Genomic DNA, 26,471 nt, shown 5'->3' on the forward strand with positions numbered 1-26,471 from the left:
GTCGCGCGCTCGCCGTCGCGCTCGCCGCGAGCGCACCGCGATCGCACCGTGAACGTACCTCCCGGGCGGTGAGCTGAGACACTGGCCACGATGACCGGAATGACGCAGACCTCGACCGCCGCCCCGCGGGCCCGTGCCGAAGTCGATCTTGCTGCCCTGCGGGGCAATGTGCGCGCCCTGCGGGCCCGGGTCGGGGGCGGGACGGCGCTGATGGCCGTCGTGAAGTCCGACGCCTACGGGCACGGCATGGTGCCCGTCGCCCGTGCCGCCCGTGCCGCCGGGGCCGGCTGGCTGGGGACCGCCACGCCGCACGAGGCGCTCGCGCTGCGGGCCGCCGGGGTCGACGGGCGGGTGATGTGCTGGCTGTGGACGCCCGGGGACCCCTGGCGCGAGGGCATCGAGGCCGACCTCGACATCGCCGTCAGCGGCATGTGGGCGCTGCGCGAGGTGACCGCCGCCGCGCGGGAGGCGGGGCGGCCCGCCCGTATCCAGCTCAAGGCCGACACCGGCCTCGGCCGCAACGGCTGCCAGCCCGCCGACTGGCCGGAACTCGTCGGCGCCGCGCTCGCCGCGCAGGCCGCAGGGCTGGTCGACGTCACCGGCCTCTGGTCGCACTTCGCCTGCGCCGACGAGCCAGGACACCCCTCCATCGCGGGCCAGTTGGACGTCTTCCAGGAAATGCTCGCGTACGCCGAGAAGGAAGGCGTCACGCCCGAGGTGCGGCACATCGCCAACTCCCCGGCCACACTGACCCTGCCCGAGTCGCACTTCGACCTCGTCCGCACCGGCATCGCCCTGTACGGCCTCTCGCCCAGCCCCGAGATCGGCGTCCCCGCCGACTTCGGGCTGCGGCCCGTCATGACGCTCGCCGCCTCCGTCGCGCTGGTGAAGGGCGTTCCCGCGGGGCACGGGGTCAGTTACGGGCACCGCTACGTCACGCGGGAGGAGACCCACCTCGGGCTCATCCCGCTCGGTTACGCCGACGGCATCCCCCGCCACGCCTCCGGGCGCGGGCCCGTGCTCGTCGGCGGGGTACGGCGGCGGGTGGCCGGGACGGTGGCCATGGACCAGTTCGTCGTGGACCTCGGCGCCGACACGCCCGAGCCGGGCGCGGAGGCCATCCTCTTCGGGCCCGGCGACCGGGGCGAACCGACCGCCGAGGACTGGGCGCGGGCCGCCGACACCATCGCGTACGAGATCGTCACGCGGATCGGGGGCCGTGTTCCTCGGGTTTATGTGGACCGTGATGATGCGGACGGCGAGGACACGCGGTGAGTGAGGGTGGTGCGGTGACGGGTGCCGTGGGTGCCGTGGGTGCCGTGGACGCGGCCGACGCCGTGGCCAGTTGGCGCCGGGCCGGGGTCGCCGGTGTCGCCGTCGGCGTGATCGCCGGCGCCGCCGCCGCCGGAGTCGCCATCGAGCGGCTGACCGTCGGCCGCTCCACACGCCGCCGCGCCCGGCTCGCGCTCGACGCCACCGGACCGTACGGCGCCCTGCGCGGCACCCCCGGCACGGCCGCCGCCGACGACGGAACGCAGCTGTACTACGAGGTCGACGACATCGCCCCCGAGACCGGCACCGGCGCCGGCTCGGCCCCGCGCCGCCGGCGGCTCTTCGGCCGCAAGGCGCCCGCGCCCGTCACCGTCGTGTTCAGCCACGGCTACTGCCTCAACCAGGACTCCTGGCACTTCCAGCGCGCCGCGCTGCGCGGTCTCGTCCGTACCGTCCACTGGGACCAGCGCAGCCACGGCCGCTCCGAGCGGGGCGTCTCCCAGTCGGTCTCCCAGGCAGGACCCGACGCGGTGCCGGTCACCATCGACCGGCTCGGCCGCGACCTGAAGGCCGTCATCGACGCCGCCGCGCCCGAGGGGCCGCTCGTGCTCGTCGGGCACTCCATGGGCGGGATGACGATGATGGCCCTCGCCGACCAGTACCCCGAGCTGGTACGCGACCGGGTCGTCGGCGCTGCCTTCGTCGGTACGTCGAGCGGCCGGCTCGCCGAGGTCAGCTACGGGCTGCCGGCCGCGGGCGTCAACGCCGTACGCCGCATACTCCCCGGAGTTCTCCGGGCGCTCGGCTCGCAGGCGGAGCTGGTCGAACGCGGGCGGCGGATGACCGCCGACCTCTTCGCCGGGCTGATCAAGCGGTACTCGTTCAGCTCGAAGGACGTGGACCCCGCCGTCGTACGGTTCGCCGAGCGGCTCATCGAGTCCACCCCCATCGATGTCGTCGCGGAGTTCTACCCCGCCTTCACCGCCCACGACAAGGTGCGGGCGCTCGCCGTCTTCAGGGACGTGCCGACGCTCGTACTGGCCGGTGAGAGCGACCTCGTGACGCCCAGCTCGCACAGCGAGACCATCGCGGATCTGCTCCCGGACGCGGAGCTGGTGATCGTGCCGGACGCCGGGCATCTGGTGATGATGGAGCACCCCGAGGCCGTCACGGACCGGCTCGCGGACCTGCTCGTACGCGTCGGAGCTGTGGCGGCGGGGGCGGCGGGGACAGCTGGGGCGGCTGGGACACGGGGGACGGAGGCTGGACCGTCTAACGTTGGCACGCATGGAAGCACCGCACCGCCGGGCGACTGACGCCCCCGCCGGCCCTGCCAGCCCTGCCGGCCCCCCTGTTGTTCATCTCATCGAGTCACCCGACGCCATGCGTGACCTGGGGCGCTCCCTCGCCGCCCTGCTGCGCCCCGGCGATCTGGTGATGCTCACCGGCGAACTCGGCGCCGGCAAGACCACGTTGACGCGCGGCCTCGGCGAGGGGCTCGGCGTCCGGGGCGCCGTGACCTCGCCCACGTTCGTCATCGCCCGCGTCCATCCGTCGCTGGTGGGCGGCCCGGCGCTGGTCCATGTGGACGCGTACCGGCTCGGCGGGGGACTGGACGAGATGGAGGATCTCGACCTGGACGTCTCGCTGCCGGACTCGGTGGTGGTCGTGGAGTGGGGCGACGGCAAGGTCGAGGAGCTGTCGGACGATCGGCTGCATGTGGTGATCGAGCGTGGTGTCGGGGGCGCCGCTGTCGACACGTCCGCTGTCGATACGTCCGCTGTCGGGGGTGACGACGATCGGCGCACCGTGCGTTTCACCGGGTACGGGACCCGCTGGGCGGCGGACCGGTCGCGCCTGGAGGCGCTTGCGGGATGAGCGCGGGGCGGGGTGTTCCGTACGTTCCGACAAGACGTCGGCAAAATGTTGCGCGTGCCGTGCCGCGCATGGTCACATGGTTACAGAGACGTGGTTAGGTCTACCTAACCATGCCTGCCCCCGGAGCCACAGGAGGCATCCATGCCGGCCCCCGAGCGTGACGTCAGTCCCCAGCCGCAGCGGCAGCCGCAGCCCCAGCCGCAGCCGTCGTCGTCGTATCTGTTCCGGACGCTGTCGCCGTCGTCCGTACCGATGAAGGACCTGCTCGCGTCCTGTGCGGCGGCCAGAGCCGTGTCCACGCCGCCGCCTCCGCCGAAGGCCGCCGCCCCCGTCGCGGACGTCGCGGACGAGGTCGGAAAAGCCGCCTGAGCTGTGGTGTGCGGCGTTACGGGACTACGACGACCCTCGTTCCCACCGTGGCGAACCGCCACATCGCGTTCCCGTCCGCCCGCTTCATCCGGACCCCGCCCGTCTTCAGCGACGGGTCAGGAACCGCCGTCTTCCCGTCCACCGCCGAGCTGAAGCCGATCACGACCTCTTCGACGCTCGTGAACCGGACCACGTGCTCGATCCGTACGCCGTCCGAGCCCGTCACCGAGCCGGAGCGCGAGGAGACGGTGTACGAGCCGGCCGCCGGGCTGACCGTGCTCGGCACGACCGCGAAGGTACGTTCCTGCCTGCCGCCCTCGGCGACCAGCCAGACGCGCCGCTCACCGAGCGCGTACACGACCCGCTCGCCGGTGCCCGAGTCGGCGGGCAGCGCGCGCGGGTTCTTGCGCTGATGGGCGGGGGCCCCGGCGGAGGCGGAGGCGGCGGAGCTGGGTGAGCCGCCGGGTTTGCCGGTGGCAGCGCCGGGTACGTTCGCCGACGCCTGGATGGCGAGGAAGCCGACCGCGCCGATCGCCGCGGCGGTGAGCGCGGCCACGATTCCGGAGCTTCTCCTGGACACCTTTGATCCGCCTCTCGTGCGTGGGACCCCGTGGGGGACCGTAGCAGCAGGCGTCCCGCGACCCCGGGCGGCGACCCGGGGCGGCGTGCCACCGGTCCGGGAGCCGTAGGCTGTTTGCGTGCTTCTGCTCGCCGTTGATACCGCCACGCCCGCCGTCACCGTCGCTCTCCACGACGGCAGCTCCGTCCTGGCCACGGAGAGTCAGGTCGACGCGCGCCGCCATGGGGAGCTGCTGCTGCCCGCCGTCGACCGTGTCCTCGGCGCGGCGGGGGTGAAACTGGACGCCGTCACGGACGTGATCGTGGGGGTGGGCCCGGGACCGTACACCGGCCTGCGGGTCGGGCTCGTCACGGCGCTGACCTTCGGGTCGGTGCTCGGGGTGCCGGTACGGGGGCTGTGCACTCTGGACGGTCTCGCGTACGCGGCCAGCATTGGTGGCGGTGGCGGTGGCGGTGCCGGTGGCGGTGCCGGGATCGACGGGCCTTTTGTCGTTGCCACCGACGCGCGGCGCAAAGAGGTCTACTGGGCGCGGTACGCGGCCGACGGCCGTACGCGGCTCACCGACCCCGCCGTCGACCGGCCCGCCGACATCGCGGAACAGTTGGCCGGACTGCCGGTCGTCGGAGCCGGCGGGCTGCTCTACCCCGACGCCTTCCCGGACGCCCGGGGGCCCGAGCACCAGTCGGCGGCGGCGCTCGCGGCGTTGGCTGCCGAGAAGCTTGCCGAGGCCGGGAAGCTTGCCGAGGCCGGGAAGACGGCCGAGTTCGGGAAATCGGCCGAGGCCGGAGCCGGGAAATCGGCCGAGGGGGAGAGCTACGGGTTTCTGCCGCCGGTGCCGCTGTATCTGCGCCGTCCCGACGCGCAGGTGCCCAAGAACTACAAGGTGGTCACCCCCAAGTGACCACCGTGCTGCGTGAGATGCGCTGGTGGGACATCGATCCCGTCCTCGCGCTGGAGCGCGAGCTGTTCCCGGAGGACGCCTGGTCGGCCGGCATGTTCTGGTCGGAGCTGGCCCACGCGCGCGGCCCGCGCGCGACCCGGCGTTACGTGGTGGCCGAGACGCCCGACGGGCGGATCGCCGGATACGCCGGGCTCGCCGCGGCCGGCGGGCTCGGTGACGTACAGACCATCGCCACCGCCCGCGACCAGTGGGGCAGCGGCCTCGGCTCCCGGCTGCTCACCGACCTCCTCCAGCACGCCACCGCCTTCGAGTGCGAAGAGGTGCTGCTCGAAGTGCGGGTGGACAACACCCGGGCGCAGAAGCTGTACACGCGGTTCGGCTTCGAGCCCATCGGCTTCCGGCGCGGCTACTACCAGCCCGGCAATGTCGACGCGCTCGTCATGCGGCTCATAGTGAAGAACGACCAGGACGCCCCGGCGGGCCAGAACGACCAAGACGCCTCGGCGGGTCAAGACGGCCCAGTGGGCCAAGACGCTCCCGCAGGCCAAGAAGCCCCCGCAGGGCAAGAAGCTTCCTCAAGGACTGACACCCATGGCTGACGAACCCCTCGTCCTCGGTATCGAGACCTCCTGCGACGAGACCGGCGTCGGCATCGTGCGCGGGACGACCCTCCTCGCCGACGCCATCGCGTCGAGCGTCGACGAGCACGCGCGCTTCGGCGGTGTGGTGCCGGAGGTCGCGTCCCGGGCGCATCTGGAGGCGATGGTTCCGACGATCGAGCGCGCGCTGAAGGAGGCGGGCGTCTCGGCGCGGGACCTGGACGGGATCGCGGTCACGGCGGGCCCCGGGCTGGCCGGCGCGCTGCTGGTGGGCGTCTCGGCGGCCAAGGCGTACGCGTACGCCCTGGGCAAGCCGCTGTACGGGGTGAACCACCTCGCCTCCCATATCTGTGTCGACCAGCTCGAACACGGCCCGCTGCCCGAGCCGACGATGGCGCTGCTGGTCAGCGGCGGGCACTCGTCGCTGCTGCTCGCACCGGACATCACGTCCGACGTACGGCCCATGGGCGCGACGATCGACGACGCGGCGGGCGAGGCGTTCGACAAGATCGCCCGCGTACTGCATCTGGGCTTCCCCGGCGGGCCGGTGATCGACCGGCTGGCGCGCGAGGGCGACCCGCGCGCGATCGCGTTCCCGCGCGGACTGACCGGGCCGCGCGACGCCCCGTACGACTTCTCCTTCTCCGGCCTCAAGACGTCGGTGGCCCGCTGGATCGAGGCGAAGCGGGCGGCGGGCGAGGAGGTGCCCGTACGGGATGTGGCGGCGTCGTTCCAGGAGGCGGTCGTCGACGTGCTGACGCGAAAGGCGGTGCGCGCCTGCAAGGACGAGGGCGTGGACCACCTGATGATCGGCGGCGGCGTCGCGGCGAACTCCCGGCTGCGCGCGCTGGCGGCGGAGCGCTGCGAGCGGGCCGGCATCCGGCTGCGCGTGCCGCGCCCGGGGCTGTGCACGGACAACGGCGCGATGGTGGCGGCGCTGGGCGCGGAGATGGTGGCGCGGGGGCGTGCGGCGTCGGACTGGGAGCTGTCGGCGGACTCGTCGCTGCCGGTTACGGACCCGCATGTGCCGGGGCGCGAGCATGGGCATGGGCATGGGCACGATCATGTGCACGAGCTGGCGAAGGACAACCTGTACTCATGAGTGAGACTGCGGTCACGGCAACTGTCGCGCTCATGTGGGAGGCCAAGGCCGCCCCCGGCCGGGACGCGGACCTGCTGGCCTGGGCCCGGACCCGTACGCACGAGCTGACGCCCGCACCACTGCGCCACGAACTGCTGCGCGCGCCGGGGGACCGCGTGCTGGTCATCACGTGGTGGCCGGGTGGATACGACGCGACCGTCCCCGAACTCCCGCATCCAGAGGGCGAGTTGGTGGCCCGGCCGGTGCACCGCTGGCGCTTCGAGTCGGTTGAGGCGGCCGAGGCCTCTCACTAGGCGCGCGAGGTCAGCCCTTCAGGAGTACGGCGGTGTCGAGCGCCGGGTAGGGGGCCGGCAGCGGCAGCGGCCGACCCAGCTCGACCTCCACCTTGGTGGCGTAGTGCGCGGTGGCGGGATCGTCGCCCGGGACCGGGTCGGAGAAGGCGTACGCCTTGGCCTCCTGTCGGTGGATGAGCACGTAGACGGGGACGCCTGCGGCAGCGTAGCTGCGGTACTTGGGGCCCGAGTCGATGTCGTGGTTGCTGAAGGTGACTTCGCCGGTGAGGGCGAGCAGGTCGATCGGATACCAGCCCTTGTGCGTCGTGCGGTACGCCTCGTCCCTATCGGTCGGACGGCGGTGCATCACGTAGAAGTCCGGGATGACGAGGGCGTGGGAGTGGTTGTCCCCCAGCCAGGAGCGGAAGCCGTTGCCGAGACCGGTCGAACGGATGCCGGCGGCGTGCAACTGGAAACTCAGCTCCGTGGCACTGCTGTTGTGGCTGTCGTCCGGTCGCGGTGGCACGACCACCATCCCTTCGACGTATTCGGGCCGAATCGGCGTTTCCGACGCTTCTTCGATCGCGATCAGCAGATCGACGGGCTCCTGGCTTGGCTCGACGTTCATCGCCCACCCTCCATGTCGCTGTTGCTCAAGCAGACCGATGCTGGAGCGGACACGCACATGCCCGTGGCACTTTTATGGAAATTACCCCGAACGGGCGTCAGTGGCGGCTGCTGCCCGGGACGACCAGGCCGGATTCGTAGGCCAGGATCACCGCCTGGGTGCGGTTCTGGGCGTCGAGCTTGGTGAGCAGGTTGCTGACGTGGGTTTTTACGGTCTCCAGGCTGACCGTGAGGTGGGCCGCGATCGCCGGGTTGGAGAGGCCGGTGGCGATCAGGCGGAGGATCTCCGTTTCGCGGGCAGTCAGGGGGGCCGGGAGGAGAGGTGCGGTCGGGTGGGGGCGGGCGGTGACCACTCTGCGTACGGCGTCGGGGAAGAGGAGGCAGTCCCCGGTGGCGACCAGCCGGACGGCGTGGGCGATCTGCTGGACCGGGGCGCGTTTGAGGAGGAAGCCGTCAGCGCCCGCGCGCAGGGCGTCGTAGACGTAGGCGTCGCTCTCGAAGGTCGTGATCACCAGGACCTTCGGGAGGAGCTGGGCGGTCTGCTGCTGCTCGGCCTTCAGGCGGCTCGTGGCCTCGATTCCGTCCATCACCGGCATCCGTACGTCCATCAGCACCACATCGGGGCGCGTCCGCCGGATCAGGGGGAGCGCTTCGGCGCCGTTCGCGGCCTCGCCGACTACCTCCAGATCGGGCTGGGCGGAGAGGAGGGCGCGCAGTCCGGTGCGGGTGAGTTCCTCGTCGTCGGCTATGAGTACGGTTACGGGTGTTACGGGTGTTACGGGTGTTACGGGTGTTACGGGTGTTACGGGTGTTACGGGCGTCGCGGGCTTCACCGTGCCGACCGTAGTGGCAGGGCGGCCGTCAGGGTCCAGCGGCCGTCGGCGGTCGGGCCCGCGTGGAACTCGCCTTCCAGGAGTCGTACGCGTTCGGACATGCCCGTCAGGCCGTGGCCGTGGCTGTGACGGGGGTGGGGTTCTGTTGTTTTGTTCGCCAGTTCCAGGCTCAGGCGGTCGCCGTCTTCCGTCGTCGTGACGGTCACGCTCACGGTGACCGAGACCGGTGTTCCGGCGCCGTGCCGCAGGGCGTTGGTCAGGCCCTCCTGGACGATGCGGTACGCCTCGCGGGAGACGGCGGCCGGTACGCGCGTCAGCGCGTCGGCGGCGGGTAGGTCGGCGCGTACATCCGTACCGGTTTGCCGAACCCGGGCCAGCAGTGCGGGGAGGTCCGTGAGCGTGGGTGGGGCGGGGGTTGTGGTGCTTGCGGTGCTGGGCGCCTCGCGCAGTACGCCCAGTACGTGGTCCAGATCGTCCAGCGCGCTGCGCGACGACTCCTCGATGCTGGTCAGCGCCCGGCGCGCCCGGGCCGGGTCCGTGGTCATCAGCTCGCTCGCCACGGCCGCCTGGATGGTGGACGCGGTGAGGGTGTGCCCGATCGAGTCGTGCAGCTCCCGTGCCAGCCGGTTACGGTGGGCCAGCTCGCGCGTCCGGGCCTCGGCGGCGGCCAGCCGCTCGGCCGGGCTCTGGCCGAGGAGCGCGGGCGCGAGCGCCCGCAGGACGGCCGCGCCGCTCGCGCAGATCTGCGCCGCCACCGCGATCCCGGCGACCGCCGCGAGTACCACCCATGCCCCTGGCCAGCCCGGCCGTACAACCACGTCGCCGCCGAAGAACTGGACCCGGTCACCGCCGGCCGCCCAGGCCCCGCCCGTCACCGCCACCGCCAGGAGGACGAGTCCGGCCGTGGTCAGCACCAGCCAGCCGACGGTGACATGGGCGAGGAGCCAGGCCGAGGTACGCCACCGGTTCGGCCAGGGGGAGCCCGCCTCCCGCGTGGCCGGCGCGGTCGGCGCGGGGAGGGACGTACGGAGGAACCTGTTCGCCAGGCTCACGCACCATCCCCGTACCGGCCCCGGGAAACCACCCACCGCCAGCAGCACCGCCAGTACGGCGCCGAAGCCCGCCCAGCGGAGGCCCAGGCCCGCGATCAGCGCTGCGGTGAGCGGGGGCAGGCTCAGGGCCGCGCCGAGGGCGGCGTACGTGACGCCGTACGTGATGCCGTACACCGAGTTCCGTATCAGGTTCTGTTTCTGCACGGGCGTCAGTGTGTCCCGCGCCGGCCGGTCACCGCTTCCCTCTTGAGAGCCAGATTCCTCAGGTCCGAGATCCCTCCCCGCCGCGATGTGCGGCTGTGCCGCCTGCGGCGACCATTGCCGCCGTACGCGAATTACGCGAGAGGGAGAGGCGCGAAATGGTGGGGAATTCCGGTGGGTCTGTGTCTGTTTCTGTGCGGGGTCGCGGGCTATGGGTGTTTCTGCTTATCGCTTTCGGTGGGTCCTGGCTGTGCATGTTCGGCGCCGGATTCCTGGGAATGTCGCTTGTCAATCCGCTGGTCCAGCTGTCGTTCGCGTTTCTGCCGGCGATCGCCGCGGTAGTCGTACGCCGCTGGGTCACCCGCGAGGGGTTCGCGGACGCCGGGCTGGCCCTGCGGCTGCGGCATGCTTGGCCGTACTACCTGATGGCATGGCTGACACCGCTGCTGATCGCCGCCGGGGCCCTGGCCTTCGCGGCGGTGGCCGGGCTGTGGCGCCCGGATCTGTCTCCGTTGGACGGACTGGTCCCCGGCCTGCCCGGCTGGGCGGGTGTGCTGCTGCTGATGTGCGTCGTACCGCTGCTCACGCCGCTGTACTGGGGTGAGGAATTCGGCTGGACCAGCTATCTCCGGCCGCGGGTGTATCCGGGGCGGATGGTTCCGTCCGTGCTGGTTACGGGGGTTGTCTGGGCGGTGTGGCACTATCCGCTGGCGTTCCTCGGCTATATCGAATTCGGGAATGTGCTGCTCGGACTGGCGGTCTGGACGGTTTCCTTTCTGTTCCAGGAGATCCTTCTCTGCTGGCTCTATCTGCGCAGCGGCACCATCTGGACCGCCTCTCTGGCCCACGCGGGCAACAACATGGTGCTGTCCCTCCTGCTGTCCGTGGTGGTCGGGGACGGCGGTGGCGGTGGTGACGGTGGTGGTGTCGGTGGCGGTGGCTCCAGCCGGTTCGACACCACCACCCTCACCTGGCTCCCGGTCATCCCCATGGCCCTGCTCTGCCTTGTCTGCGTCCGGTTCTGGAACGCGCGCGGAAAAGATCTTCGGGAAAAGTCTCCGGCGTGTGTCGATGCGGGCGTCTCCCGTTCGACGTAAGGGTGAGAGCGGGAAAGAGTCCCACTCCGTCCGGCACGTTCGGCACGTCCAGTACATCCGGCACGTCCGGCGCATTCGGAACTATCTGAGGAGTCACCATGCCGCGCTACCTGTCCATGGTCCGTATCGAGGAGTCCGCCATCCCCGAGGGCGGCCCCAGCCCCGAGCTGATGCAGCGCATGGGGGCGCTGCTGGAGGAGATCACCAAGGCGGGGGCGATGCTCGACACCGCCGGGCTGACGCCCACCTCGGACGGGGTGCGGGTCAGCCGGCGGGACGGGAAGACCACCGTCACCGACGGGCCGTTCACCGAGACCAAGGAGGTCATCGGGGGGTACGCGCTGCTCCAGGCGAAGGACAAGGAAGAGGCGGTCTACTGGGCGCAGCGCTTCGTGGACGTGCACGAGGACGAGATGCCCGTGACCCTTGAGGTCCGGCAGATTGCCGAGTAGGTCGAGTAGGTCGAGTAGGTCGAGTAGGTCGAGTAGGTCGAGCGGGTCGCGTGGGGTGGGTGGGGTGGGTGGCGCGGGTTGTTGGGTAGGTGGGCCGCCCCTCCGGCTGTGAGTTTCGCGTCTCCGTGACAGGTGTAAAGGGCGCTCCTGCGTCGCGTCGGCTGCGCCGATTTCGCTTCGCTCACCCTTGACACCTGTCCCGGAGACGCAAGTGCGGCTTATCGGGAGGGGCGGCCGGGTGGGAGGGGGGTTTACCCGGGGGGTTTGCCGCGATTGCGGTCGGTTCGGGTCTGGCGGGCCGGTGGGCCGGTGGGCCCCGCGGGGCCCACGCGGTGGTTGCACGGCCTGCGGGGCCCGCGCGGTGGTTGCACGGCCTGCGGGGCCCGCGCGGCGGTTGCACGGTCTGCGGCGCCCCGCGCGGCGGTGGTGTGGGGTGGCGCGGCGTCGGCTCCGTGGCTGGGTGTCTGCTTCCTGGTCGCCATTGTGTCCCGTTTGAGGTGATTTGGTGGGCAGTTTGGGGGCGTCTCCGGCGGCTCTTGTGTCCTGAGGTGCATAAGACGCTCTCCAGATGCTCTCCAGGGGTGCGATGTGCCCGGTGGGAGCCTGCTTGTCGCCACATGTGTCCCAGTGGTCTCCCTCTTGCCTGCGCCACGCGACGGCCGGGCAGGGTGCCGGTGTGTGTTCTGTGCTCTGATGGGTTTCCGTGAGCGCTGAGCATGCTGGACGGGATGGGCAGGCGGAACGGGCTGAACGGGCGGGCCGCGCGCTTGACGCGGTGTTCAGGGTGGAGTCGGCGAGGATTATCGCCGTGGTCGCCCGCATCGTGCGCGATGTCGGCATCGCTGAGGAGATCGCGCAGGACGCGCTGGTCGCGGCGGTGGAGCGGTGGCCGGAGTCGGGTGTTCCGGAGAAGCCGGGGGCCTGGCTCATGGCCACCGCCAAGCACCGCGCCATCGACCTCGTCCGCCGCCGCGAGACCTACGCGCGCAAGCTCGCCGAGGTCGGGCGGGAGCTGGCGGACGCCGAACCGGGCGTAGACGTGCGGGTTGTGGAGGAGCTGGCCGAGTCCGATCCCATCGACGACGACCTCCTGCGCCTCATCTTCACCGCCTGCCACCCCGTCCTCTCCACCGAAGCCCGCATCGCCCTCACCCTCCGGCTGCTCTGCGGGCTCACCACCGGCGAGATCGCCCGCGCCTTCCTCACCTCCGAGGCGACCGTCGCCCAGCGTGTGGTGCGCGCCAAGCGGAGCCTCGCCGCGGCGGGCGTCGGCTTCGAGGTGCCGTACGGTCCCGAGCGGGCCGCGCGCCTCGCCTCCGTACTGGAGGTCGTGTACCTCGTCTTCAACGAGGGGTACTCCGCCACCGCCGGTGACGACTGGCTCCGCCCCGCCCTCTGCGAGGACGCCCTCCGGCTGGCCAGGCAGCTCGCCGCGCTCATGCCCGACGAGCCCGAAGTCCACGCCCTAGCCGCGCTGCTGGAGCTCCAGGCGTCCCGTACGGCGGCCCGTACCGGACCCGACGGTGCGCCCGTGCTCCTCGCCGACCAGAACCGGGCCCGCTGGGACCAGCTCCTCATCCGCCGCGGCTTCACCGCCCTCACCCGCGCGGGCGACTTCAAGGAGGAGCCGGGGCCGTACGCGCTCCAGGCCGCCATCGCCGCCTGCCATGCGCGTGCGGCGACGTACGGGGAGACCGACTGGGCCGCCATCGCCACCCTCTACGGCCGGCTCGCCGCGCTCACGCCCTCCCCGGTCGTGGAGCTGAACCGCGCCGTCGCCGTCTCCATGGCCGACGGCCCCGCCGCCGCGCTCGCGCTCGTGGACGCCCTCGCCGCCGGATCCGCGCTCCGCTCGTACCACCTGCTTCCGAGCGTCCGCGGTGATCTCCTGGAGAAGTTGGGGCGTACGGCCGAGGCGCGCGCGGAGTTCGAGCGCGCGGCCGGGCTCACCCGCAACGCGCGCGAACGCGACCTGCTCCGGCGGCGCGCCGAGCGGGTCGGCCGGGGGGAGAGGAGTGGCGGGGAGAGGGGTAGCGGGGAGAGGGAGTAGCGGGGAGGAGTAGGTGGGGTGCGGGGTGGGCAACTTATCGAGCACGCCGGACGCGGTCGTATGTCTACGCGCGTTCGCGCATACGGAACGGAGCCGACCCCGTGATTCACCTGCGCCCCTACAGCCACAGCGACCTCCCGCGCATCCGTCGTATCCTCCTCGACCTCCACGCGGGCATCCCCGAGTACGCACCGGACGATCCCTTCGTCCAGCGCTTCCCCTGGTTCGTCGACCACTGGGGCGGCCGGCCCGGGTTCACCTGCGTGATCGGGTACGACGGGAACGGCGGCGAGCCCGTCGGGTTCGCCTACGGCGCCCCGCTGGAGACGGGCCGCGAGTGGTGGCGCGGCCATCTCGACCCCGCCCCCGAGCGGTCCCGTACCTACGCCGTCTCCGAGCTGATGCTGCGGCCCAAGTGGCGCAAGACCGGGGCCTCGGACGCGCTCCACCAGGCCCTGCTGGCGGAGCGCGACGAAGACCTGGCGGTCCTGCTCGTCGACAGCGGGCACCCCAAGGTGCGCGAACGGTACGAGGGGTGGGGGTACCGGCGGGTCGGCACCCAGCGGCCGGCCGTGGACGCGCCGGTCTGTGACGTCATGGTCAAGGCATTGCGCGGTAGCGCTTGGACCGGTCGGTCTTAGGCCTTTATGTGTGCCGCCGCCCACTTGTTCGCGACGTCCTCCGGGTCCTTCTTGTCCTTGTCGACCTGGCGGTTCAGCTCGGTCAGGTCCTTCGTCGAGAGCGCGTTGCCCAGCCGCGCCAGGGCCTTCCGTACCGTGGAGTCGGCCTTGCGGTCGGCGATCAGGGGGACGATGTGCTGGCCGGGGATCAGGTTCTTCGGGTCCGTGAGGACCACCCAGCCCTCGGAGACTATGTCGGTGTCCGTGGTGAAGAGGTTGGCGACATCCACATCGCCCTTCTTCAGCGCGCCCTTCACCAGCGGACCCGACGAGTCCAGCGACTTGAACTCCTTGAACTCGACGCCGTACTCGTCCTTCAGCCCGATCACCCCCACGACCCGCTTCTTCACCTCCGGCGCCGCGCCGATGATCAGCTTGCCGTTCTGCTTCCGCAGGTCGGCCAGGGAGGTGAGACCGTACTTGTCGGCGGTCGCGCGGGTCACGACGAACGCGTCCGAGTCCTCGGCGCTGCCGTACGGGAGGACCTGGAGGCCCGCCGGGAGGGCGATGGTGAGCGCGTTCTGCATCTCGCCCTCCTCCGTGGCGGTGGCCTTCGGGGAGAGATAGTGGAGCAACGCGCCCTGGTACTCGGGGAGAAGGTCGATGTCGCCGCCCTTGAGCGCCGGGATGAGGATCTCGCGCGTACCGAGGTTGGGCCGGACCTTCGTCTTCACGCCGGCTGACTTCAGCACGGCGGCGTACAGATAGCCGAGGATCTGGTTCTCGGTGAAGTTGGCGGTGCCGATGGTGATGCCGTCCGCGCTGGAGCCGCCGCCACCACCTCCGCTGCCTCCCTGGCCGTCCAGGGAGGTGATGCCGCCGCCGCACGCGGCGAGTACGGGGACGGAGGCGGCGGCGAACAGGCCGCCGAGCACGGCCCGTCGGCGGGGCATGGACGAGGAGGAGGGGGTGGGGGAGGAGGGGGTGGAGGAGGCGGTGGGCGAGGGGGAGGGGGAGGTCATGGGTTTTCTTCCCTTTCTTTACGGGCGGGCCGTGCGGTGGCGGAAGAGCACGCGTTGGAGTCCTGACAGCGCCAGATCCAGGCCGACCGCGACGACCGCGACCAGCACCGCCCCGCCCAGGACCTGCACCAGATCGCGCTGGGCCAGCCCGTCGAACACGTACCGGCCGAGGCCGCCGAAGCTGACGTACGCGGCGATGGTCGCCGTCGCCACCACCTGGATCAGCGCGAGCCGCAGCCCGGTCATGATCAGCGGGAGCGCCAGCGGGACCTCGACGCGGAGGAGCACCTGATGGCCGCGCATGCCCTGGCCGCGCGCCGCGTCCTTCACCTCCGGATCGACGGCGGTCATCCCTGCGTACGTGTTGGTCACGATGGACGGCACGGCGAGCGCGACCAGTGCCACGTACACCGGCGTCATCGACAGACCACTCGCGAGGAACACCAGGACGACCAGACCGACGGTCGGCAGGGCCCGGCCGAACGAGGCGAGATTGATCGCCACGAACGCGCCTCGGCCCGTATGCCCGATGAGCAGTCCTACGGGCAGCGCGATGACGGCGGCGATCACCGTCGCGAGCAGTGAGTACTGGAGGTGTTCGGCCAGGCGGTGGCCGATGCCGTCGGAGCCCGACCACTGCTCGCCGGCTACCAGCCAGGAGCCCAGGTTCTTGAAGAGTTCGAACATGGCCTAGGCCCTTCCGCCGGCTGAGTGGCGCTGTTTCCTGGTCCAGGGGGTGAGGACGTACTGCACGGTCACCAGCAGCGCGTCCGCGACCAGCGCCAGCAGCAGCGTCAGCACGATGCCGGCCACCACGGGCGTCGGGAAGTTGCGCTGGAAACCGTCGGTGAAGAGCTGGCCGAGCCCGCCGTCACCGATGTACGTCGCCACGCTGACCAGCGAGATCGACATGACGGTCGCGATCCGCACCCCCGCCATGATCACCGGCAGCGCCAGCGGCAGTTCTACGGTCAGCAGCGTCCGCAGCGGGCGCGTGCCCATGGCGACGGCCGCCTCGCGGGCCCTGGTGGGGACCGCGTCGAGGCCCTCGACCGTGTTCCGCAGCAGCACGACGATCGTGTAGATCGTCAGCCCGATCACGGTCGTGGTCCTGGTCAGGCCCGAGACGGGCAGCAGCAGGACGAAGACCGCGATGGACGGGATCGTGAACAGGACGTTCGACACCCCGAGGAGGAACCCGCGCAGCGGACGCACCCGGTGGGCCAGGACGGCCAGCGGGAGAGAGATGAGCAGGCCGAAGAAGACGGCGCTCAGGGCGGCCTGGAGGTGGTTGAGGGTCAGGGAGGCGAGATCGCCCGTGTGACCGGAGATCCAGGACCAGTCGATGGTCATATCGACTCCCCGCCGTCACGGACCTGGAGGTGCCTGCGGCCCGCGTGCTCGTGGATCGCGTCCCGCGAGGTCACGCCCTTCAGCACGCCGTCGGCGTCGATCCTGGCTATCAGGCCGGTGGGTGTCGGGGAGGCGATCGACTCGTTGAGCGCCGCGAGGAGGGAGTCCGTGTCGCGGAGGGGGCGGATCGGGAGCAGAGGGGCGGTGGCCGGCGTCTCTGTTTCGCGCCAGCCGAGTGGCTCGCCCTTCGCGTTGACGACCAGGTGCGCCTCCGGGCCTGGCGCCGGCTCGTCCTCCCGTACCGTTGTTGTCGGTGCTACCGGGACGGTGGCGAGGGTCATCAGCGACAGCAGTTTCAGCTCGCGCTCCTCGCCCAGGAACCCCGCCACGAAGTCGTCCGCCGGGCGGGCCAGCAGCTCGGCGGGCGGGGCACACTGGACGAGATGGCCGCCCGTGCGGAAGACGGCGATACGGTCCCCGAGCCGGACCGCCTCGTCGATGTCGTGCGTGACGAAGACGATGGTCTTGTTCAGCTCCTGCTGGAGCCGGAGCAGCTCGTCCTGGAGCTGGATCCTGACGACCGGGTCGACCGCCCCGAACGGCTCGTCCATCAGCAGCACCGCCGGATCACCCGCCAGGGCGCGCGCCACCCCGACGCGCTGCTGCTGGCCGCCGGAGAGCTGGTGCGGGTAGCGCTTGCCGGCCTCCGCCGTCAGCCCGACCGTCTCCAGCAGCTCCGAGGCCCGCGCGCGGGCCTTCTTGCGGCCCCAGCCGAGCAGCAGCGGCACGGTCGCGATGTTGTCGAGGACCGTACGGTGGGGGAAGAGGCCCGACTGCTGGATCACGTATCCGATGCCGCGCCGCAGCTCGGCCGCGTCCTGCTCGCGGATGTCCTTGCCGGCCAGCCGGATGGTGCCCGAGGACGGCTCCACCATGCGGTTGACCATGCGCAGCGTGGTCGTCTTCCCGCAGCCGGAGGAGCCTACGAGGACGGTGATCCCGCCCTCCGGCATCTCCAGCGTCAGATCATGGACCGCCGTCGTTCCGTTCGGGAAGCGTTTGTGCACCGTGTCGAACTTGATCATCTGTTGTCCCTTGCCGAGTCTGCTCGGGTCTGCCCGCGTCCCTTGCCTGGCTGCATATAGTCATGCAGAGTTCTCGTTGACTGAATAGATTGTCAATGCCCCGAGGTAAATCACTGGTTACGGATGTGCGTAGCGGCAGTGATCGCAGGGCGCGGCGAGACGGAAGAGGTGTGGTATGACCAGGACCGAGAGTGACGGCGCTGTGACGCCGTCCGCACCTGCCGCCGCTGTCGTCACCGCGCCCTCGCCCCCCGCCATCGTCGTGCTCGACGGCCGGAGCCTCCCCGTCGCCGATGTCGTCCGCCTCGCCTCCGGCGCCGCTCGTCCCGTACCCGGGACCGACGCGATGAAGCGTGTCGAGCTGAGCTGGCACGTCGCGCGCGAGCTGGCCGCCTCCGGCCGGGTGTACGGGCGGTCCACCGGCGTCGGCGCCAACCGCGGCGAGAGCGTGCCCAGCGAGGCAGCCGCCGACCACGGGCTGCGCCTGCTGCGCAGCCACGCCGGCGCCATCGGCGACGCCCTGCCCGCCCGCGAGGTCCGCGCCATGCTCGCCGTACGGACGAACCAGCTGCTCGCGGGCGGTGCCGGACTCAGGCCGACCGTCATCACGGCCCTCTGCGACGCGCTGGAAGCCGGCGCGTACCCGGTCGTGAACGCGTTCGGCTCAGTCGGTACGGGCGACATCGCGGCCCTCGCGCAGATGGGCCTCGCCCTCGTCGGCGAGCACCCCTGGCAGGGCGGGCGCGCCCCCGAGGCACAGCCGCTCGACAACAACGACGCCCTCGCCCTGATCAGCAGCAACGCCCTGACGCTCGGGCAGGCCGCGCTCGCCCTGCACGAGCTGCGCCGCCTCCTGGACGCCACCGAGCTGGTCGCCGCGCTCTCGCTGCTGGCCGTCGACGGCTCGTACGAGGCGTACGCCGAGCCCGTGCACGCCGCGCGCCCGCACGTCGGCTCGTACGCAGTCGCCGCCCGGATGCGCCGGTTCCTCGGCGCCGACGAACGGCCGGGGCCGCCGCTCGGCCGCATCCAGGACCCGTACGGTTTCCGCTGCGTGCCGCAGATCCACGGCCCCGCGCGGGACGCCGCCGACGCGCTGGAGGCCGCCCTCGCCGTCGAGATCAACGCCGCCGCCGAGAACCCGCTGATCTTCCCGGGCACGGACGCCGACCCGATCCCCGCCGCGTACCACCACGGCGGCTTCTATCTCGCCCAGATAGCCCTCGCGCTCGACCACTTCAGGCTCTCGCTCGTCCAGACCGCCCGGCTCTCCACCTCCCGGCTCTCCGCCCTGAACGAACCGGCCTTCACCCGGCTGCGCCCGTTCCTCGCGGACGCCGAGCCCGCGAGCTCCGGCGTGATGATCCTGGAGTACGCGGCCGGCGCGGCCCTCGGCGATCTGCGCGCCTACGCGGCCCCGGCCTCGCTCGGCCACGCGGTACTGTCCCGGGGCGTGGAGGAACAGGCCAGCTTCGCGTCGCTCGCCGCACGTCAGACGCTGCGGGTGGCGGGCGCGTACCGTCTGGTCGTCGGCTGCGAACTCGTCGCCGCCGTACGGGCGTTGCGGCTGCGCGGGCTGAGCCCGGACGCCGGGCTTCCGGTCGGCCGGGCGCTGGAGCTGGCCGGGTCCGTACTCGAAGAGGCGGTCGCGGACCGGCCGTTGACCGATGATGTGACGGCAGCCGCCGCGCTGCTCGACCGGTTCGCGGACGTCGCGGGCGACGGCGACGGGTACGGCGGCGCGCCCGGCGCCTACCTGCCCTCAACCGAACCGACAAGGGGGATCGCATGAGCGACAGCCCTGCCGCCCGACTCCAGCAGCTCTTCGAGGGCCACCGCCTCACGCCCACCCAGCGGCGCATCGCGCACAGCATGGTCCGGCGGGCGGCCGACGCGCCGTTCCTGTCGAGCGTCGAACTGGCCGAACTCGCCGGCGTCAGCCAGCCGTCCGTCACCCGCTTCGCGGTCGCGCTCGGCTTCGACGGCTACCCGGCGCTGCGCAGACATCTGCGGGAGGTCGCGCCGGGCAACGTGATCGGGCCTGCCGAGACGGACCGGGGCGCCTCGTACAACGAGTACCAGCAGGCCGTCCACGGCGAGATCGAGAACCTGCGCCAGCTCGCCGAACTCCTCGCCGACCCGGCCCCCGTCGAACGCGCCGGCCGCCTGCTGGCCGCCTCCCGCCCGCTCCCGGTCCTCGGCCTGCGCGCCGCCTCCTCGCAGGCGCGCGGCTTCGCGTACTTCGCCGCCAAGGTCCATCCCGACGTCCGGCTCCTGGACGAGGGCGGCACGCTGCTCGCCGACCGTATCGACACGGCCCGCCACGCGGGCGCGAGCGCGCTGCTCTGCTTCGCGCTGCCGCGCCACCCCAAGGAGGTCGTGGACGCGCTGGCGTACGCCAGGTCCACCGGCCTGACGGTCGTGACGATCGCCGACTCCGCCTTCGCCCCCGTCGCCCGCCACAGCGACCTGCTGATCCCGGCGGCGGTCGGCACGGGCCTCGCCTTCGACACGGTGTGCGCGCCGATGCTGCTGGGGCGGGTGCTGCTGGAGGCGATGTGCGACGGGCTGCCGGACGCGCAGGCGCGGCTGGAGGAGTTCGACGCGCGGGCGAGCGTGCGGGGGCTGTTCGTGGAGTGAGGGTGTCAGGGCGTATCAGGGCGTACGGGGGTGCCGCTCAGCCGCGCCAGATGGCGAAGGCGAGCGAGCCGCCGATGGCCAGGACGGCGATGACGTAACCGAGCTGCTGGGCGCCAGGGCTCACGTGGGCCCGCCCGGACGTCCGAGGCGGGCCTTCAACCGTGAGCTGAGCAGGGGCGATCCGATGGCGTCGAGGGATATCCAGCGTGCGTGGCCCAGGTGGGTCAGGGTGCGCAGCACCATGCCGGTGCGGACGCGGAAGAGGTAACGGAACCCGTACCGCGTGCGGGTGGGCGTGGGCGGTTCGGCTCCTTCGGACGCGATACGCGACGTATCGACCAGCACCGGGCTCTCCGTACCGGCCACCGGCCACAGGTCATGGACGCCGGTCGATTCCTGAAGCACCCGCGCGGCGGTGTCCCGGAGGGAGCGATCCGCGTGCTCGGGGTCGCCCTCGGCGAATCCCCAGATGGCTTCCGGTCTGTTGGCGTCGCCGCGACGGAGGGCGAGCGCCAGCCCGCGCTCGTTCACGAGAACGGCCCCGGCGCTGATCACCGGGCAGCGGCTGTGGTGGGTGCAGCGGCCGGCGTGCTCGTGGTCGAGCATCGAGTCGAAGAGCGGAATGAGGGCGGGGGTTTCGTCGGGGTGGGCGACGAGGTAGGTGTTCAGCTCTTTGAAGATGGCGCGTGCGTCGACGGACACGGGTCAACTCCGTTGTGGGGTAGGGGTGGAGGCACTCGCATGACGCACCGGATGTCCTTGCCGGTCGCGGTGAGCACGGTCTCCCAGTGCTCGGTCAGCGCGTCGATCAGGACGAGCCCCCGGCCGTCCTCGGCGGTGCCGGGTGCCTTGTGTGCCTTCCGTCGGGACGGCGCGACCATCACGGGGTCACTGACCGTGATGAGGAGAAGGCCCGGTTCGGGGCCCGGTTCGGCGGGTCTGACGAGCAGGTCGCACCGCCCGCCGGCGTGCTGGTGAACGTTCGTCAGCAGCTCCGTGACGACGAGAACGGCGTCGTCACGTACGGCCGCGTACCCCCATGCGTCCAGCCGTTCCAGCAGGTCACGCCGGATACGGCCCAACTCGGCTGGCCGCACGGTGAGGCTGAGCCGCAGCTCCCGTTCGATCCCGGCCACGCTCGCCATGGCTCCTCCTGGGCTGCTGCCGGTGGGGGCAGCGCGGTGGACGACGGCGAGTCACCGGGTCGGTGCGCCGTGTTACGGGCTGATGGTGTGCGAAGGAGGATTGCTAAGGCAAGTATTCCTAGGCGGCTTAACTCTTGAGAGTGAATGATGCCTGCGGAGGCTTGTATCTGGCTGTGAGAGCGCCACCATGAGGGCATGGCCCAGAGCGATATGCCCACGATGCGTAGCAGGCGGCTCGGCAACGAGCTGAAGCGACTCCGTGTGGAGAGGGGGTACAAGGTCCAGGACATCGCCGACAAGTTGCAGTGCGGTCAGCCGAAGATCTCGCAGATCGAGAACGGCAAGCGGGGCATAAGGCCGCTGGATCTGACGGTCCTGCTGGAGTTCTACGGGGTCGAGGACGAGGCGTACATCGCGAGCGTCAAGCGGCTCTCCCGGGAGATCCACAAGGTGGACTGGTGGAGCGGCCAAGGCCCGCTGTTGTACGAGGAGTTGAAGGACTACCTGACGCTGGAGTCCGACTCCGCGCTGGTGCGTGAGTATGGCCCGGCGGTCATCCCGGGGCTGCTCCAGTCCGAGTCGTACATGCGGCAGATCTTCGAGGCGCGTACGCCGGTGGCGATGATCGACGCGCTGGTCGAGACGCGGATGAAGCGACAGGAACTCCTTGACTCCCAACTGGAATTCCGGCTGCGCGCGATCATCGAGGCGTCTGTACTCCACCGGATCGGCAGGTCGCCGGCCGTGGCGCGAGAACAGCTCGGGCACCTGCTGGAGATGGGGGACCGGCCGAACGTCAACATCCAGATCCTGCCCCTCGATGCTGCGATTCCGGCCGAGCAGTACGCACCGTTCACGCTCTTCTCGCTCAGCGGTGAACCGTCCATCGACGTCACATGGTTGGAGCATGTCACCGGTGGTACGTTGTTGGAACAGCGGACGGACGTTCAGATGTACACGCGTGTATGGGACGAGTTCACCGCAGCGGCTCTCTCGCCGTCCGCCTCAGAGAAGTACATTCGTGATCTCCTCTAGGACAGTGGGCAGTGACCTCCGACGAGTTCGACGGTGCGGTCTGGCGCAAGAGCACATACAGCGGCAGCAACAACGGGTGCGTGGAGCACGGCCGGTTGCGCTCCGGCCGTCAGGCCGTTCGTGACACCAAGGATCGCGAGCGTGGGGCCGTTGTCTTCGCGGCGGCGTCCTGGCGGACGTTCGTGGACGCCGTGCGACGGTAGGGCCGTCTCGGTGGCGACCGTTGTTGATCCGAACCTCAAGTCTCTTGTATGATCATGGTGTTACTTCGGTTCAGCGAAACGAAGTCTCGCGTCTGTGGTCCAAGGAAAGACGCCCACCTGCCGGTGGGAAATGTAGGTGCAAGGCCTGCCGGGCGCTCCATGTGCGAAGGGGCCCTTCCTCGTCAGAGGGAGGGCCCCTTCGCGTTGCCCCGGGGCCGGGGTTGGGCATCATGGAACACCACCGGCGCGCGACCACCCGCACCGTGGACATTCCGGATCTGCGGACCCTGAGCCGGGACGAGATCACAGGCCGTGCGTCCGTATCCTGCGCGGCGCGCTCGAACCGTACGCCTCCTGACGAAAGAAACTGGTCGTGCGGGAGAACCTGCGGGGGGTGCTGATCGTCTTATCGCCCGGAGTTGGGCAACCACCTGGATCCTCTTCAACTCTGCTTGCACGCACGTGGGTTGTGAGTTTCGTGCGCCGTGGGTCCCGGTGGTTGTCGTTTTCTGAGGATGTGTCCGAGGGGGACGCACGCGCCTCGGGAGTCCTGTTCGGGTCAGTGCTTACACAGTTGGGGAAGTGTTGCGTACTCACAGAAGGAGAGCGGGTGCGGCCATGGTGGCCGCCCTGCTGACGGCCGGGCTCATATCGGGTGCCACCGTGAATACCGCCACCGCGTCGGGGACCGGCGATGCCGAGGTACTCGGAGTGAAGGGGCGGCAGGCGGAGGCCGGCGGCTCCGTCACCCTGATCACCGGTGACCAGGTCCTGATGGACAGCAAGGGCCGGGTGACGCGTGTGCAGCCCGGCAAGGGCCGCGAGGGCACGCGGATGAACATCAGGACCGTCGGGGACGAGGTGTACGTCCTGCCGGCGGACGCCGCTCCGCTGGTGGTCCAGGGGAAGCTGGACCGGCGGCTGTTCAATGTGACGGGGCTGCGGAAGGCCGGGTACGACGACGAGCGGCGGGCCTCGCTCCCGCTGATCGTGTCGTACGAGAAGAACGCGGGCCGGAAGGCGGAGGCCAGGACAGCCATCGCCGAGGCGGACGTCTCGGTGCGCCGCGCTCTGCCGTCCGTCGGTGGCGAGGCGGTCACCGTGCCCAAGGAGGAGGCGTCCGAGGCCTGGGACGCGCTGACCGAGCCCACCGACGCGCCGAACGAGGCCCGTGAGACCGCCCCCGGTATCGAGCGGGTGTGGCTGGACGGGAAGCGCAAGGCGCTGCTGGACAAGAGCGTGGCGCAGATCGGCGCGCCGACGGCCTGGCAGGCCGGTTACGCCGGTGTGGGCGTGAAGGTCGCCGTCCTGGACACCGGGGTCGACCAGACGCACCCCGACCTCAAGGGTGTCTCGATCGCCCGGAAGGACTTCTCGGGCTCGGGCAACACCGTCGACCACGTCGGCCACGGTACGCATGTCGCGTCGATCATCGCGGGTTCGGGTGCCAAGTCCGGTTGGAAGTACCTCGGGGTCGCGCCCGGCGCGAAGATCCTCGACGCCAAGGTCCTCAACGACAACGGTGAGGGCGAGGACTCCGGCATCATCGCGGGCATGCAGTGGGCCGTCGACCAGGGCGCGAAGATAGCCAACCTGAGCCTCGGTGGCGAGGACACCCCGGGGACCGACCCGCTGGAGGCGGCGGTCAAGAAGCTGTCGGCCGAGAACGACATCCTCTTCGTCATCGCCGCCGGCAACGAGGGTCCGGACGCGAACACGGTCGGCTCTCCCGGCAGCTCCACCTCCGCGCTCACGGTGGGTGCGGTGGACAGCAAGGACCGGATCGCCGACTTCTCCAGCGTGGGCCCGACGACCAACGGGGCGCTGAAGCCGGACATCACCGCGCCCGGCGTGGACATCGTCGCCGCGAAGGCCGCCCAGGGCTTCATCGGTGACCCGGCGGCCGACGGCTACGTCGCCATGTCCGGTACGTCGATGGCGACCCCGCATGTCGCGGGCGCCGCTGCTCTCCTCGCCCAGCAGCACCCCGACTGGACCGGCCAGCGCATCAAGCAGGCGCTGGTCTCCTCGGCCAAGCCCAGCGCGGGACTGGGTGCGAACCAGCAGGGGACGGGCCGTGCCGATCTGACGAAGGCGATCACCCAGACCGTCGTCAGCGAGCAGACCGGAGTGAACTTCGGCACCCATCCGTGGCCGCACACCTACGCCCTGCCCGTCACCAAGGAGATCACGTACAGCAACAGCGGGACGGTGCCCGTCACGCTCGATCTGTCGCTGGAGGTGGCCGGTCCGGCCGGCAAGACGGTCCCGGACGGCTTCTTCGTCCTCGGCGCCACCAAGGTCACCGTCCCCGCCGGCGGCAGCACGAAGGCCGCCCTCAAGGCGAACATCAACATCGGCGGCGTCGACGGCACCTTCACCGGCGCGGTCGTCGCCAAGTCACCCGACGGCGCCCAGACCGTCCGCACGACCTTCGGCGCCGTCCGCGAGGGCGAGGCGCACGACGTCACGCTGAAGTTCATCGACAACAACGGCAAGCCCACCGCGGCGTTGGCCTGGGTGTTCAGCCACGACGGCCGCTTCACCGAGGATGTGATGGCCGGCAACAGCGGTACCGTCAAGATCCGGCTCCCGAAGGGCCCGTACACGCTCAGTACGGGAGTGGAGACCGGCTCGGACTACGCCTGGCTGGTCCAGCCGAAGCTGAACGTCACCGAGGAGACCACCGTCACCTTCGACGCCCGCACGGCGAAGCCGATCAGCATCACCGCGCCGGACTCCTCCGCCAATCTTCTCTACGCGTATGTGAGCTTCGGTGTGAAGGGGGACTGGGTTCGTTCCGGCGGCTGGCTGCTGGACAACTTCAACGGCATGCGCGTCGGCCATGTCGGCCCGCAGGTCCCGACGGCGCTGATGAACGCGCAGGTCGGTGGCCTCTGGCAGAAGGGCAGCACCAGCTACAACCTGCTCTACAACCGCACCGGTTCGTTCTACACCGGGTTCAACCACACGGCCGTTATGAGTGAACTGGCTCTGCTGAACGTCAAGTTCGGCTCCTCCGCCAAGAACCGTACAGGCGCTCTCCTGCCGGCCTGGATCGACAGCACAGGGTCGTCGTCGTACAGCACCGGCCTGATGACCGACTCGTTCGCCCTGCCCACCACGGCCAAGACCTATTTCACCGCGCCCAAATACCTGACCTGGGACCTCGGGGCCTACCAGGACGGCGACGACGGCTTGGGCGTAAGTCTGGAGGCTGGTGACCCCAGGACCTTCGAGGCGGGGAAGACGTACGCGGAGACCTTCAATGTCGGTGTGTTCAGCCCGAAGGAGTCTTACTGGAACAGCAGGCGGCTCGGCAACGACTTGCAGTTCTGCATGAACGAGTTCACCGACGGGGTCGGCCACCGCGGCGACTCGGGGGTCGCCAAGCAGCGCACCATGGTCACGGTCGACGGCAAGACCGTCTTCGACGAGCAGGCCGGGACGTGCGGGACGCTCGAAAGCCTTCCCGCCGGGTCCGCCACGTACCGGATAAGCACGGACGCAACGCGATCCACGTCGCTCGCGGGTGTCACGAGCCGGCTCGTGGCGGCTTGGACGTTCACCTCGAAGCAGGTCACGGGCGGTAAGCCCGAGAGCCTGCCCATCAACATCGTCCGCTTCACGCCGAGTCTGGATCTGACGAGCACCGCGAAGGCCGGCGAGACGGTCACCTTCCCGCTCCATGTCCGGGGCCCGGCGCAGAACAACCTCGGGTCGCTCACCGTCCAGGTCTCCTACGACGGAGGCAAGGTCTGGGCCGACACTCCGGTCACCTACGGCACGGGCACGGACGGTAGACACCACATCACCCTGACCCACCCGAAGACCGCGACCTCGGTCTCCCTCAAGGCGAAGGTCACCGACACGAGCGGCAACGCCTACGACGTGACGATCGAGAAGGCATACCTGCTCAACTAGCCGGTGCTGTGGCCGGAAGGTTCACCAGCCCCACGGCAGACCTTCCGGTCACAGCGCTCGTTGCCTTCCCAGGGCTCTCCGGGCTCTCAGAGAACGTTCAGAGAGCGTTATTATCCTTCGCCACGAACGGCTCCGGACGGTGACTTCTAGGAGGCAGAC

At 70.6% G+C, this 26,471-nt stretch carries 27 protein-coding genes; 17 read left to right on the forward strand and 10 right to left on the reverse strand.

Going from position 1 to position 26,471, the window contains the following annotated elements; translation table 11 throughout:
- Positions 1–99: 99 nt before the first annotated feature.
- The 4 genes from alr to AB0389_RS03770 all read left to right on the forward strand — a co-directional run bounded on the left by alr (position 100) and on the right by AB0389_RS03770 (position 3,519).
- Positions 100–1,275: an alanine racemase gene (gene alr / locus AB0389_RS03755; RefSeq protein WP_366393658.1), complete on the forward strand. Its 1,176-nt coding sequence runs from the start codon at positions 100–102 to the stop codon at positions 1,273–1,275.
- 14 nt (positions 1,276–1,289) lie between these two features.
- Positions 1,290–2,588 carry an alpha/beta hydrolase gene (locus AB0389_RS03760; RefSeq protein WP_366393772.1) on the forward strand — a complete coding sequence of 433 codons (1,299 nt, stop codon included), beginning with the start codon at positions 1,290–1,292 and terminating at the stop codon, positions 2,586–2,588.
- On the forward strand, positions 2,560–3,150 hold the full coding sequence (tsaE, locus tag AB0389_RS03765; RefSeq protein ID WP_366393659.1) for a tRNA (adenosine(37)-N6)-threonylcarbamoyltransferase complex ATPase subunit type 1 TsaE: 591 nt from the start codon (positions 2,560–2,562) through the stop codon (positions 3,148–3,150). The genes AB0389_RS03760 and tsaE overlap by 29 nt, the downstream gene beginning before the upstream one ends.
- 141 nt (positions 3,151–3,291) lie before the next feature.
- Positions 3,292–3,519, forward strand: a complete 228-nt coding sequence (locus AB0389_RS03770) for a hypothetical protein (protein ID WP_366393660.1) — start codon at positions 3,292–3,294, stop codon at positions 3,517–3,519.
- 16 nt (positions 3,520–3,535) lie between these two features.
- Here AB0389_RS03770 and AB0389_RS03775 read toward each other — a convergent pair whose 3' ends face one another.
- The gene (locus tag AB0389_RS03775) at positions 3,536–4,099 is read right to left on the reverse strand and encodes a hypothetical protein (protein ID WP_366393661.1); all 564 of its coding nucleotides are present in this window, start codon (positions 4,097–4,099) and stop codon (positions 3,536–3,538) included.
- Positions 4,100–4,217: 118 nt separating this feature from the next.
- On the opposite strand from AB0389_RS03775, the gene tsaB reads away from it, so the two are divergent.
- From tsaB to AB0389_RS03795, 4 genes are read left to right on the forward strand one after another with little or no spacing between them, the layout of a single operon-like run.
- Positions 4,218–5,000 (forward strand): tRNA (adenosine(37)-N6)-threonylcarbamoyltransferase complex dimerization subunit type 1 TsaB, encoded by a 783-nt coding sequence (gene tsaB, locus AB0389_RS03780; RefSeq protein WP_366393662.1) that lies wholly within the window; start codon positions 4,218–4,220, stop codon positions 4,998–5,000.
- Between the two features lie 17 nt (positions 5,001–5,017).
- Entirely contained in the window at positions 5,018–5,599 is a 582-nt protein-coding gene (rimI, locus tag AB0389_RS03785) for a ribosomal protein S18-alanine N-acetyltransferase (RefSeq protein WP_366393773.1), read from the forward strand.
- Positions 5,592–6,701, forward strand: a complete 1,110-nt coding sequence (tsaD, locus tag AB0389_RS03790) for a tRNA (adenosine(37)-N6)-threonylcarbamoyltransferase complex transferase subunit TsaD (protein WP_366393663.1) — start codon at positions 5,592–5,594, stop codon at positions 6,699–6,701. The genes rimI and tsaD overlap by 8 nt, the downstream gene beginning before the upstream one ends.
- Positions 6,698–6,994, forward strand: a complete 297-nt coding sequence (locus tag AB0389_RS03795) for a hypothetical protein (protein ID WP_366393664.1) — start codon at positions 6,698–6,700, stop codon at positions 6,992–6,994. The genes tsaD and AB0389_RS03795 overlap by 4 nt, the downstream gene beginning before the upstream one ends.
- Positions 6,995–7,004: 10 nt before the next feature.
- Here AB0389_RS03795 and AB0389_RS03800 read toward each other — a convergent pair whose 3' ends face one another.
- The 3 genes from AB0389_RS03800 to AB0389_RS03810 form a co-directional block, all read right to left on the reverse strand.
- Entirely contained in the window at positions 7,005–7,601 is a 597-nt protein-coding gene (locus tag AB0389_RS03800; RefSeq protein WP_366393665.1) for a Uma2 family endonuclease, read from the reverse strand.
- Between the two features lie 97 nt (positions 7,602–7,698).
- Positions 7,699–8,349, reverse strand: coding sequence for a response regulator transcription factor (locus AB0389_RS03805; protein ID WP_366393774.1), 651 nt, complete (start codon positions 8,347–8,349; stop codon positions 7,699–7,701).
- Between the two features lie 80 nt (positions 8,350–8,429).
- Entirely contained in the window at positions 8,430–9,689 is a 1,260-nt protein-coding gene (locus AB0389_RS03810) for a histidine kinase (protein WP_366393666.1), read from the reverse strand.
- A gap of 275 nt (positions 9,690–9,964) precedes the next feature.
- Between AB0389_RS03810 and AB0389_RS03815 the strand changes: the two genes are divergently transcribed.
- From AB0389_RS03815 to AB0389_RS03830, 4 genes are all read left to right on the forward strand, one after another.
- A complete protein-coding gene (locus AB0389_RS03815; RefSeq protein ID WP_366393667.1) occupies positions 9,965–10,783 on the forward strand; it encodes a CPBP family intramembrane glutamic endopeptidase in 819 nt (272 codons plus the stop codon).
- A 98-nt stretch (positions 10,784–10,881) separates the two neighbouring features.
- On the forward strand, positions 10,882–11,235 hold the full coding sequence (locus tag AB0389_RS03820) for a YciI family protein (RefSeq protein ID WP_366393668.1): 354 nt from the start codon (positions 10,882–10,884) through the stop codon (positions 11,233–11,235).
- A 775-nt stretch (positions 11,236–12,010) separates the two neighbouring features.
- Positions 12,011–13,285, forward strand: coding sequence for a DUF6596 domain-containing protein (locus tag AB0389_RS03825; RefSeq protein WP_366393669.1), 1,275 nt, complete (start codon positions 12,011–12,013; stop codon positions 13,283–13,285).
- A 101-nt stretch (positions 13,286–13,386) separates the two neighbouring features.
- The gene (locus AB0389_RS03830; RefSeq protein ID WP_366393670.1) at positions 13,387–13,926 is read left to right on the forward strand and encodes a GNAT family N-acetyltransferase; all 540 of its coding nucleotides are present in this window, start codon (positions 13,387–13,389) and stop codon (positions 13,924–13,926) included.
- Here the strand turns inward: AB0389_RS03830 and AB0389_RS03835 are convergent.
- The 4 genes from AB0389_RS03835 to AB0389_RS03850 all read right to left on the reverse strand — a co-directional run bounded on the left by AB0389_RS03835 (position 13,923) and on the right by AB0389_RS03850 (position 17,365).
- Positions 13,923–14,858 carry an ABC transporter substrate-binding protein gene (locus AB0389_RS03835; RefSeq protein ID WP_366393775.1) on the reverse strand — a complete coding sequence of 312 codons (936 nt, stop codon included), beginning with the start codon at positions 14,856–14,858 and terminating at the stop codon, positions 13,923–13,925. The genes AB0389_RS03830 and AB0389_RS03835 overlap by 4 nt on opposite strands.
- A gap of 87 nt (positions 14,859–14,945) precedes the next feature.
- Complete coding sequence (locus tag AB0389_RS03840) at positions 14,946–15,614, reverse strand: ABC transporter permease (protein WP_366393671.1); 669 nt, start codon at positions 15,612–15,614, stop codon at positions 14,946–14,948.
- Between the two features lie 3 nt (positions 15,615–15,617).
- Positions 15,618–16,280 carry an ABC transporter permease gene (locus AB0389_RS03845; RefSeq protein ID WP_366393672.1) on the reverse strand — a complete coding sequence of 221 codons (663 nt, stop codon included), beginning with the start codon at positions 16,278–16,280 and terminating at the stop codon, positions 15,618–15,620.
- Positions 16,277–17,365, reverse strand: coding sequence for an ABC transporter ATP-binding protein (locus AB0389_RS03850; RefSeq protein WP_366393673.1), 1,089 nt, complete (start codon positions 17,363–17,365; stop codon positions 16,277–16,279). Before AB0389_RS03850 ends, AB0389_RS03845 begins: the two co-directional genes overlap by 4 nt.
- 175 nt (positions 17,366–17,540) lie before the next feature.
- Here AB0389_RS03850 and AB0389_RS03855 point away from each other — a divergent pair, with 175 nt between their 5' ends.
- Together AB0389_RS03855 and AB0389_RS03860 are read left to right on the forward strand one after the other, a co-directional pair.
- The gene (locus AB0389_RS03855) at positions 17,541–19,157 is read left to right on the forward strand and encodes an aromatic amino acid ammonia-lyase (protein ID WP_366393674.1); all 1,617 of its coding nucleotides are present in this window, start codon (positions 17,541–17,543) and stop codon (positions 19,155–19,157) included.
- The gene (locus AB0389_RS03860) at positions 19,154–20,005 is read left to right on the forward strand and encodes a MurR/RpiR family transcriptional regulator (RefSeq protein ID WP_366393675.1); all 852 of its coding nucleotides are present in this window, start codon (positions 19,154–19,156) and stop codon (positions 20,003–20,005) included. Before AB0389_RS03855 ends, AB0389_RS03860 begins: the two co-directional genes overlap by 4 nt.
- Positions 20,006–20,125: 120 nt before the next feature.
- Here AB0389_RS03860 and AB0389_RS03865 read toward each other — a convergent pair whose 3' ends face one another.
- The gene (locus tag AB0389_RS03865) at positions 20,126–20,707 is read right to left on the reverse strand and encodes an NUDIX domain-containing protein (protein ID WP_366393676.1); all 582 of its coding nucleotides are present in this window, start codon (positions 20,705–20,707) and stop codon (positions 20,126–20,128) included.
- Positions 20,671–21,150: an ATP-binding protein gene (locus tag AB0389_RS03870; protein WP_366393677.1), complete on the reverse strand. Its 480-nt coding sequence runs from the start codon at positions 21,148–21,150 to the stop codon at positions 20,671–20,673. The genes AB0389_RS03865 and AB0389_RS03870 overlap by 37 nt, the downstream gene beginning before the upstream one ends.
- Positions 21,151–21,345: 195 nt before the next feature.
- Between AB0389_RS03870 and AB0389_RS03875 the strand changes: the two genes are divergently transcribed.
- From AB0389_RS03875 to AB0389_RS03885, 3 genes are all read left to right on the forward strand, one after another.
- The gene (locus AB0389_RS03875; RefSeq protein ID WP_366393678.1) at positions 21,346–22,185 is read left to right on the forward strand and encodes a helix-turn-helix transcriptional regulator; all 840 of its coding nucleotides are present in this window, start codon (positions 21,346–21,348) and stop codon (positions 22,183–22,185) included.
- Positions 22,186–22,196: 11 nt separating this feature from the next.
- Positions 22,197–22,388 carry a DUF397 domain-containing protein gene (locus tag AB0389_RS03880; protein ID WP_366393679.1) on the forward strand — a complete coding sequence of 64 codons (192 nt, stop codon included), beginning with the start codon at positions 22,197–22,199 and terminating at the stop codon, positions 22,386–22,388.
- Between the two features lie 618 nt (positions 22,389–23,006).
- On the forward strand, positions 23,007–26,312 hold the full coding sequence (locus AB0389_RS03885) for a S8 family peptidase (RefSeq protein ID WP_366393680.1): 3,306 nt from the start codon (positions 23,007–23,009) through the stop codon (positions 26,310–26,312).
- The last annotated feature ends 159 nt before the right edge of the window (positions 26,313–26,471 follow it).

The organism is Streptomyces sp. NPDC093109 (assembly GCF_040701725.1).
In the GTDB taxonomy this organism is placed as follows: Bacteria; Actinomycetota; Actinomycetes; order Streptomycetales; family Streptomycetaceae; genus Streptomyces.

Excerpts from the sequence above, each read along its gene's own strand:
- alr (WP_366393658.1), top strand. The coding sequence starts at position 100 with ATGACGCAGACCTCGACCGCCGCCCCGCGGGCCCGTGCCGAAGTCGAT.
- tsaE (WP_366393659.1), top strand. The coding sequence starts at position 2,560 with ATGGAAGCACCGCACCGCCGGGCGACTGACGCCCCCGCCGGCCCTGCC.
- AB0389_RS03770 (WP_366393660.1), top strand. The coding sequence starts at position 3,292 with ATGCCGGCCCCCGAGCGTGACGTCAGTCCCCAGCCGCAGCGGCAGCCG.
- rimI (WP_366393773.1), top strand. The coding sequence starts at position 5,018 with ATGCGCTGGTGGGACATCGATCCCGTCCTCGCGCTGGAGCGCGAGCTG.
- tsaD (WP_366393663.1), top strand. The coding sequence starts at position 5,592 with ATGGCTGACGAACCCCTCGTCCTCGGTATCGAGACCTCCTGCGACGAG.
- AB0389_RS03795 (WP_366393664.1), top strand. The coding sequence starts at position 6,698 with ATGAGTGAGACTGCGGTCACGGCAACTGTCGCGCTCATGTGGGAGGCC.
- AB0389_RS03800 (WP_366393665.1), bottom strand. The coding sequence starts at position 7,601 with ATGAACGTCGAGCCAAGCCAGGAGCCCGTCGATCTGCTGATCGCGATC.
- AB0389_RS03815 (WP_366393667.1), top strand. The coding sequence starts at position 9,965 with ATGTCGCTTGTCAATCCGCTGGTCCAGCTGTCGTTCGCGTTTCTGCCG.
- AB0389_RS03820 (WP_366393668.1), top strand. The coding sequence starts at position 10,882 with ATGCCGCGCTACCTGTCCATGGTCCGTATCGAGGAGTCCGCCATCCCC.
- AB0389_RS03835 (WP_366393775.1), bottom strand. The coding sequence starts at position 14,858 with ATGCCCCGCCGACGGGCCGTGCTCGGCGGCCTGTTCGCCGCCGCCTCC.
- AB0389_RS03840 (WP_366393671.1), bottom strand. The coding sequence starts at position 15,614 with ATGTTCGAACTCTTCAAGAACCTGGGCTCCTGGCTGGTAGCCGGCGAG.
- AB0389_RS03845 (WP_366393672.1), bottom strand. The coding sequence starts at position 16,280 with ATGACCATCGACTGGTCCTGGATCTCCGGTCACACGGGCGATCTCGCC.
- AB0389_RS03850 (WP_366393673.1), bottom strand. The coding sequence starts at position 17,365 with ATGATCAAGTTCGACACGGTGCACAAACGCTTCCCGAACGGAACGACG.
- AB0389_RS03855 (WP_366393674.1), top strand. The coding sequence starts at position 17,541 with ATGACCAGGACCGAGAGTGACGGCGCTGTGACGCCGTCCGCACCTGCC.
- AB0389_RS03860 (WP_366393675.1), top strand. The coding sequence starts at position 19,154 with ATGAGCGACAGCCCTGCCGCCCGACTCCAGCAGCTCTTCGAGGGCCAC.
- AB0389_RS03870 (WP_366393677.1), bottom strand. The coding sequence starts at position 21,150 with ATGGCGAGCGTGGCCGGGATCGAACGGGAGCTGCGGCTCAGCCTCACC.
- AB0389_RS03875 (WP_366393678.1), top strand. The coding sequence starts at position 21,346 with ATGGCCCAGAGCGATATGCCCACGATGCGTAGCAGGCGGCTCGGCAAC.
- AB0389_RS03885 (WP_366393680.1), top strand. The coding sequence starts at position 23,007 with ATGGTGGCCGCCCTGCTGACGGCCGGGCTCATATCGGGTGCCACCGTG.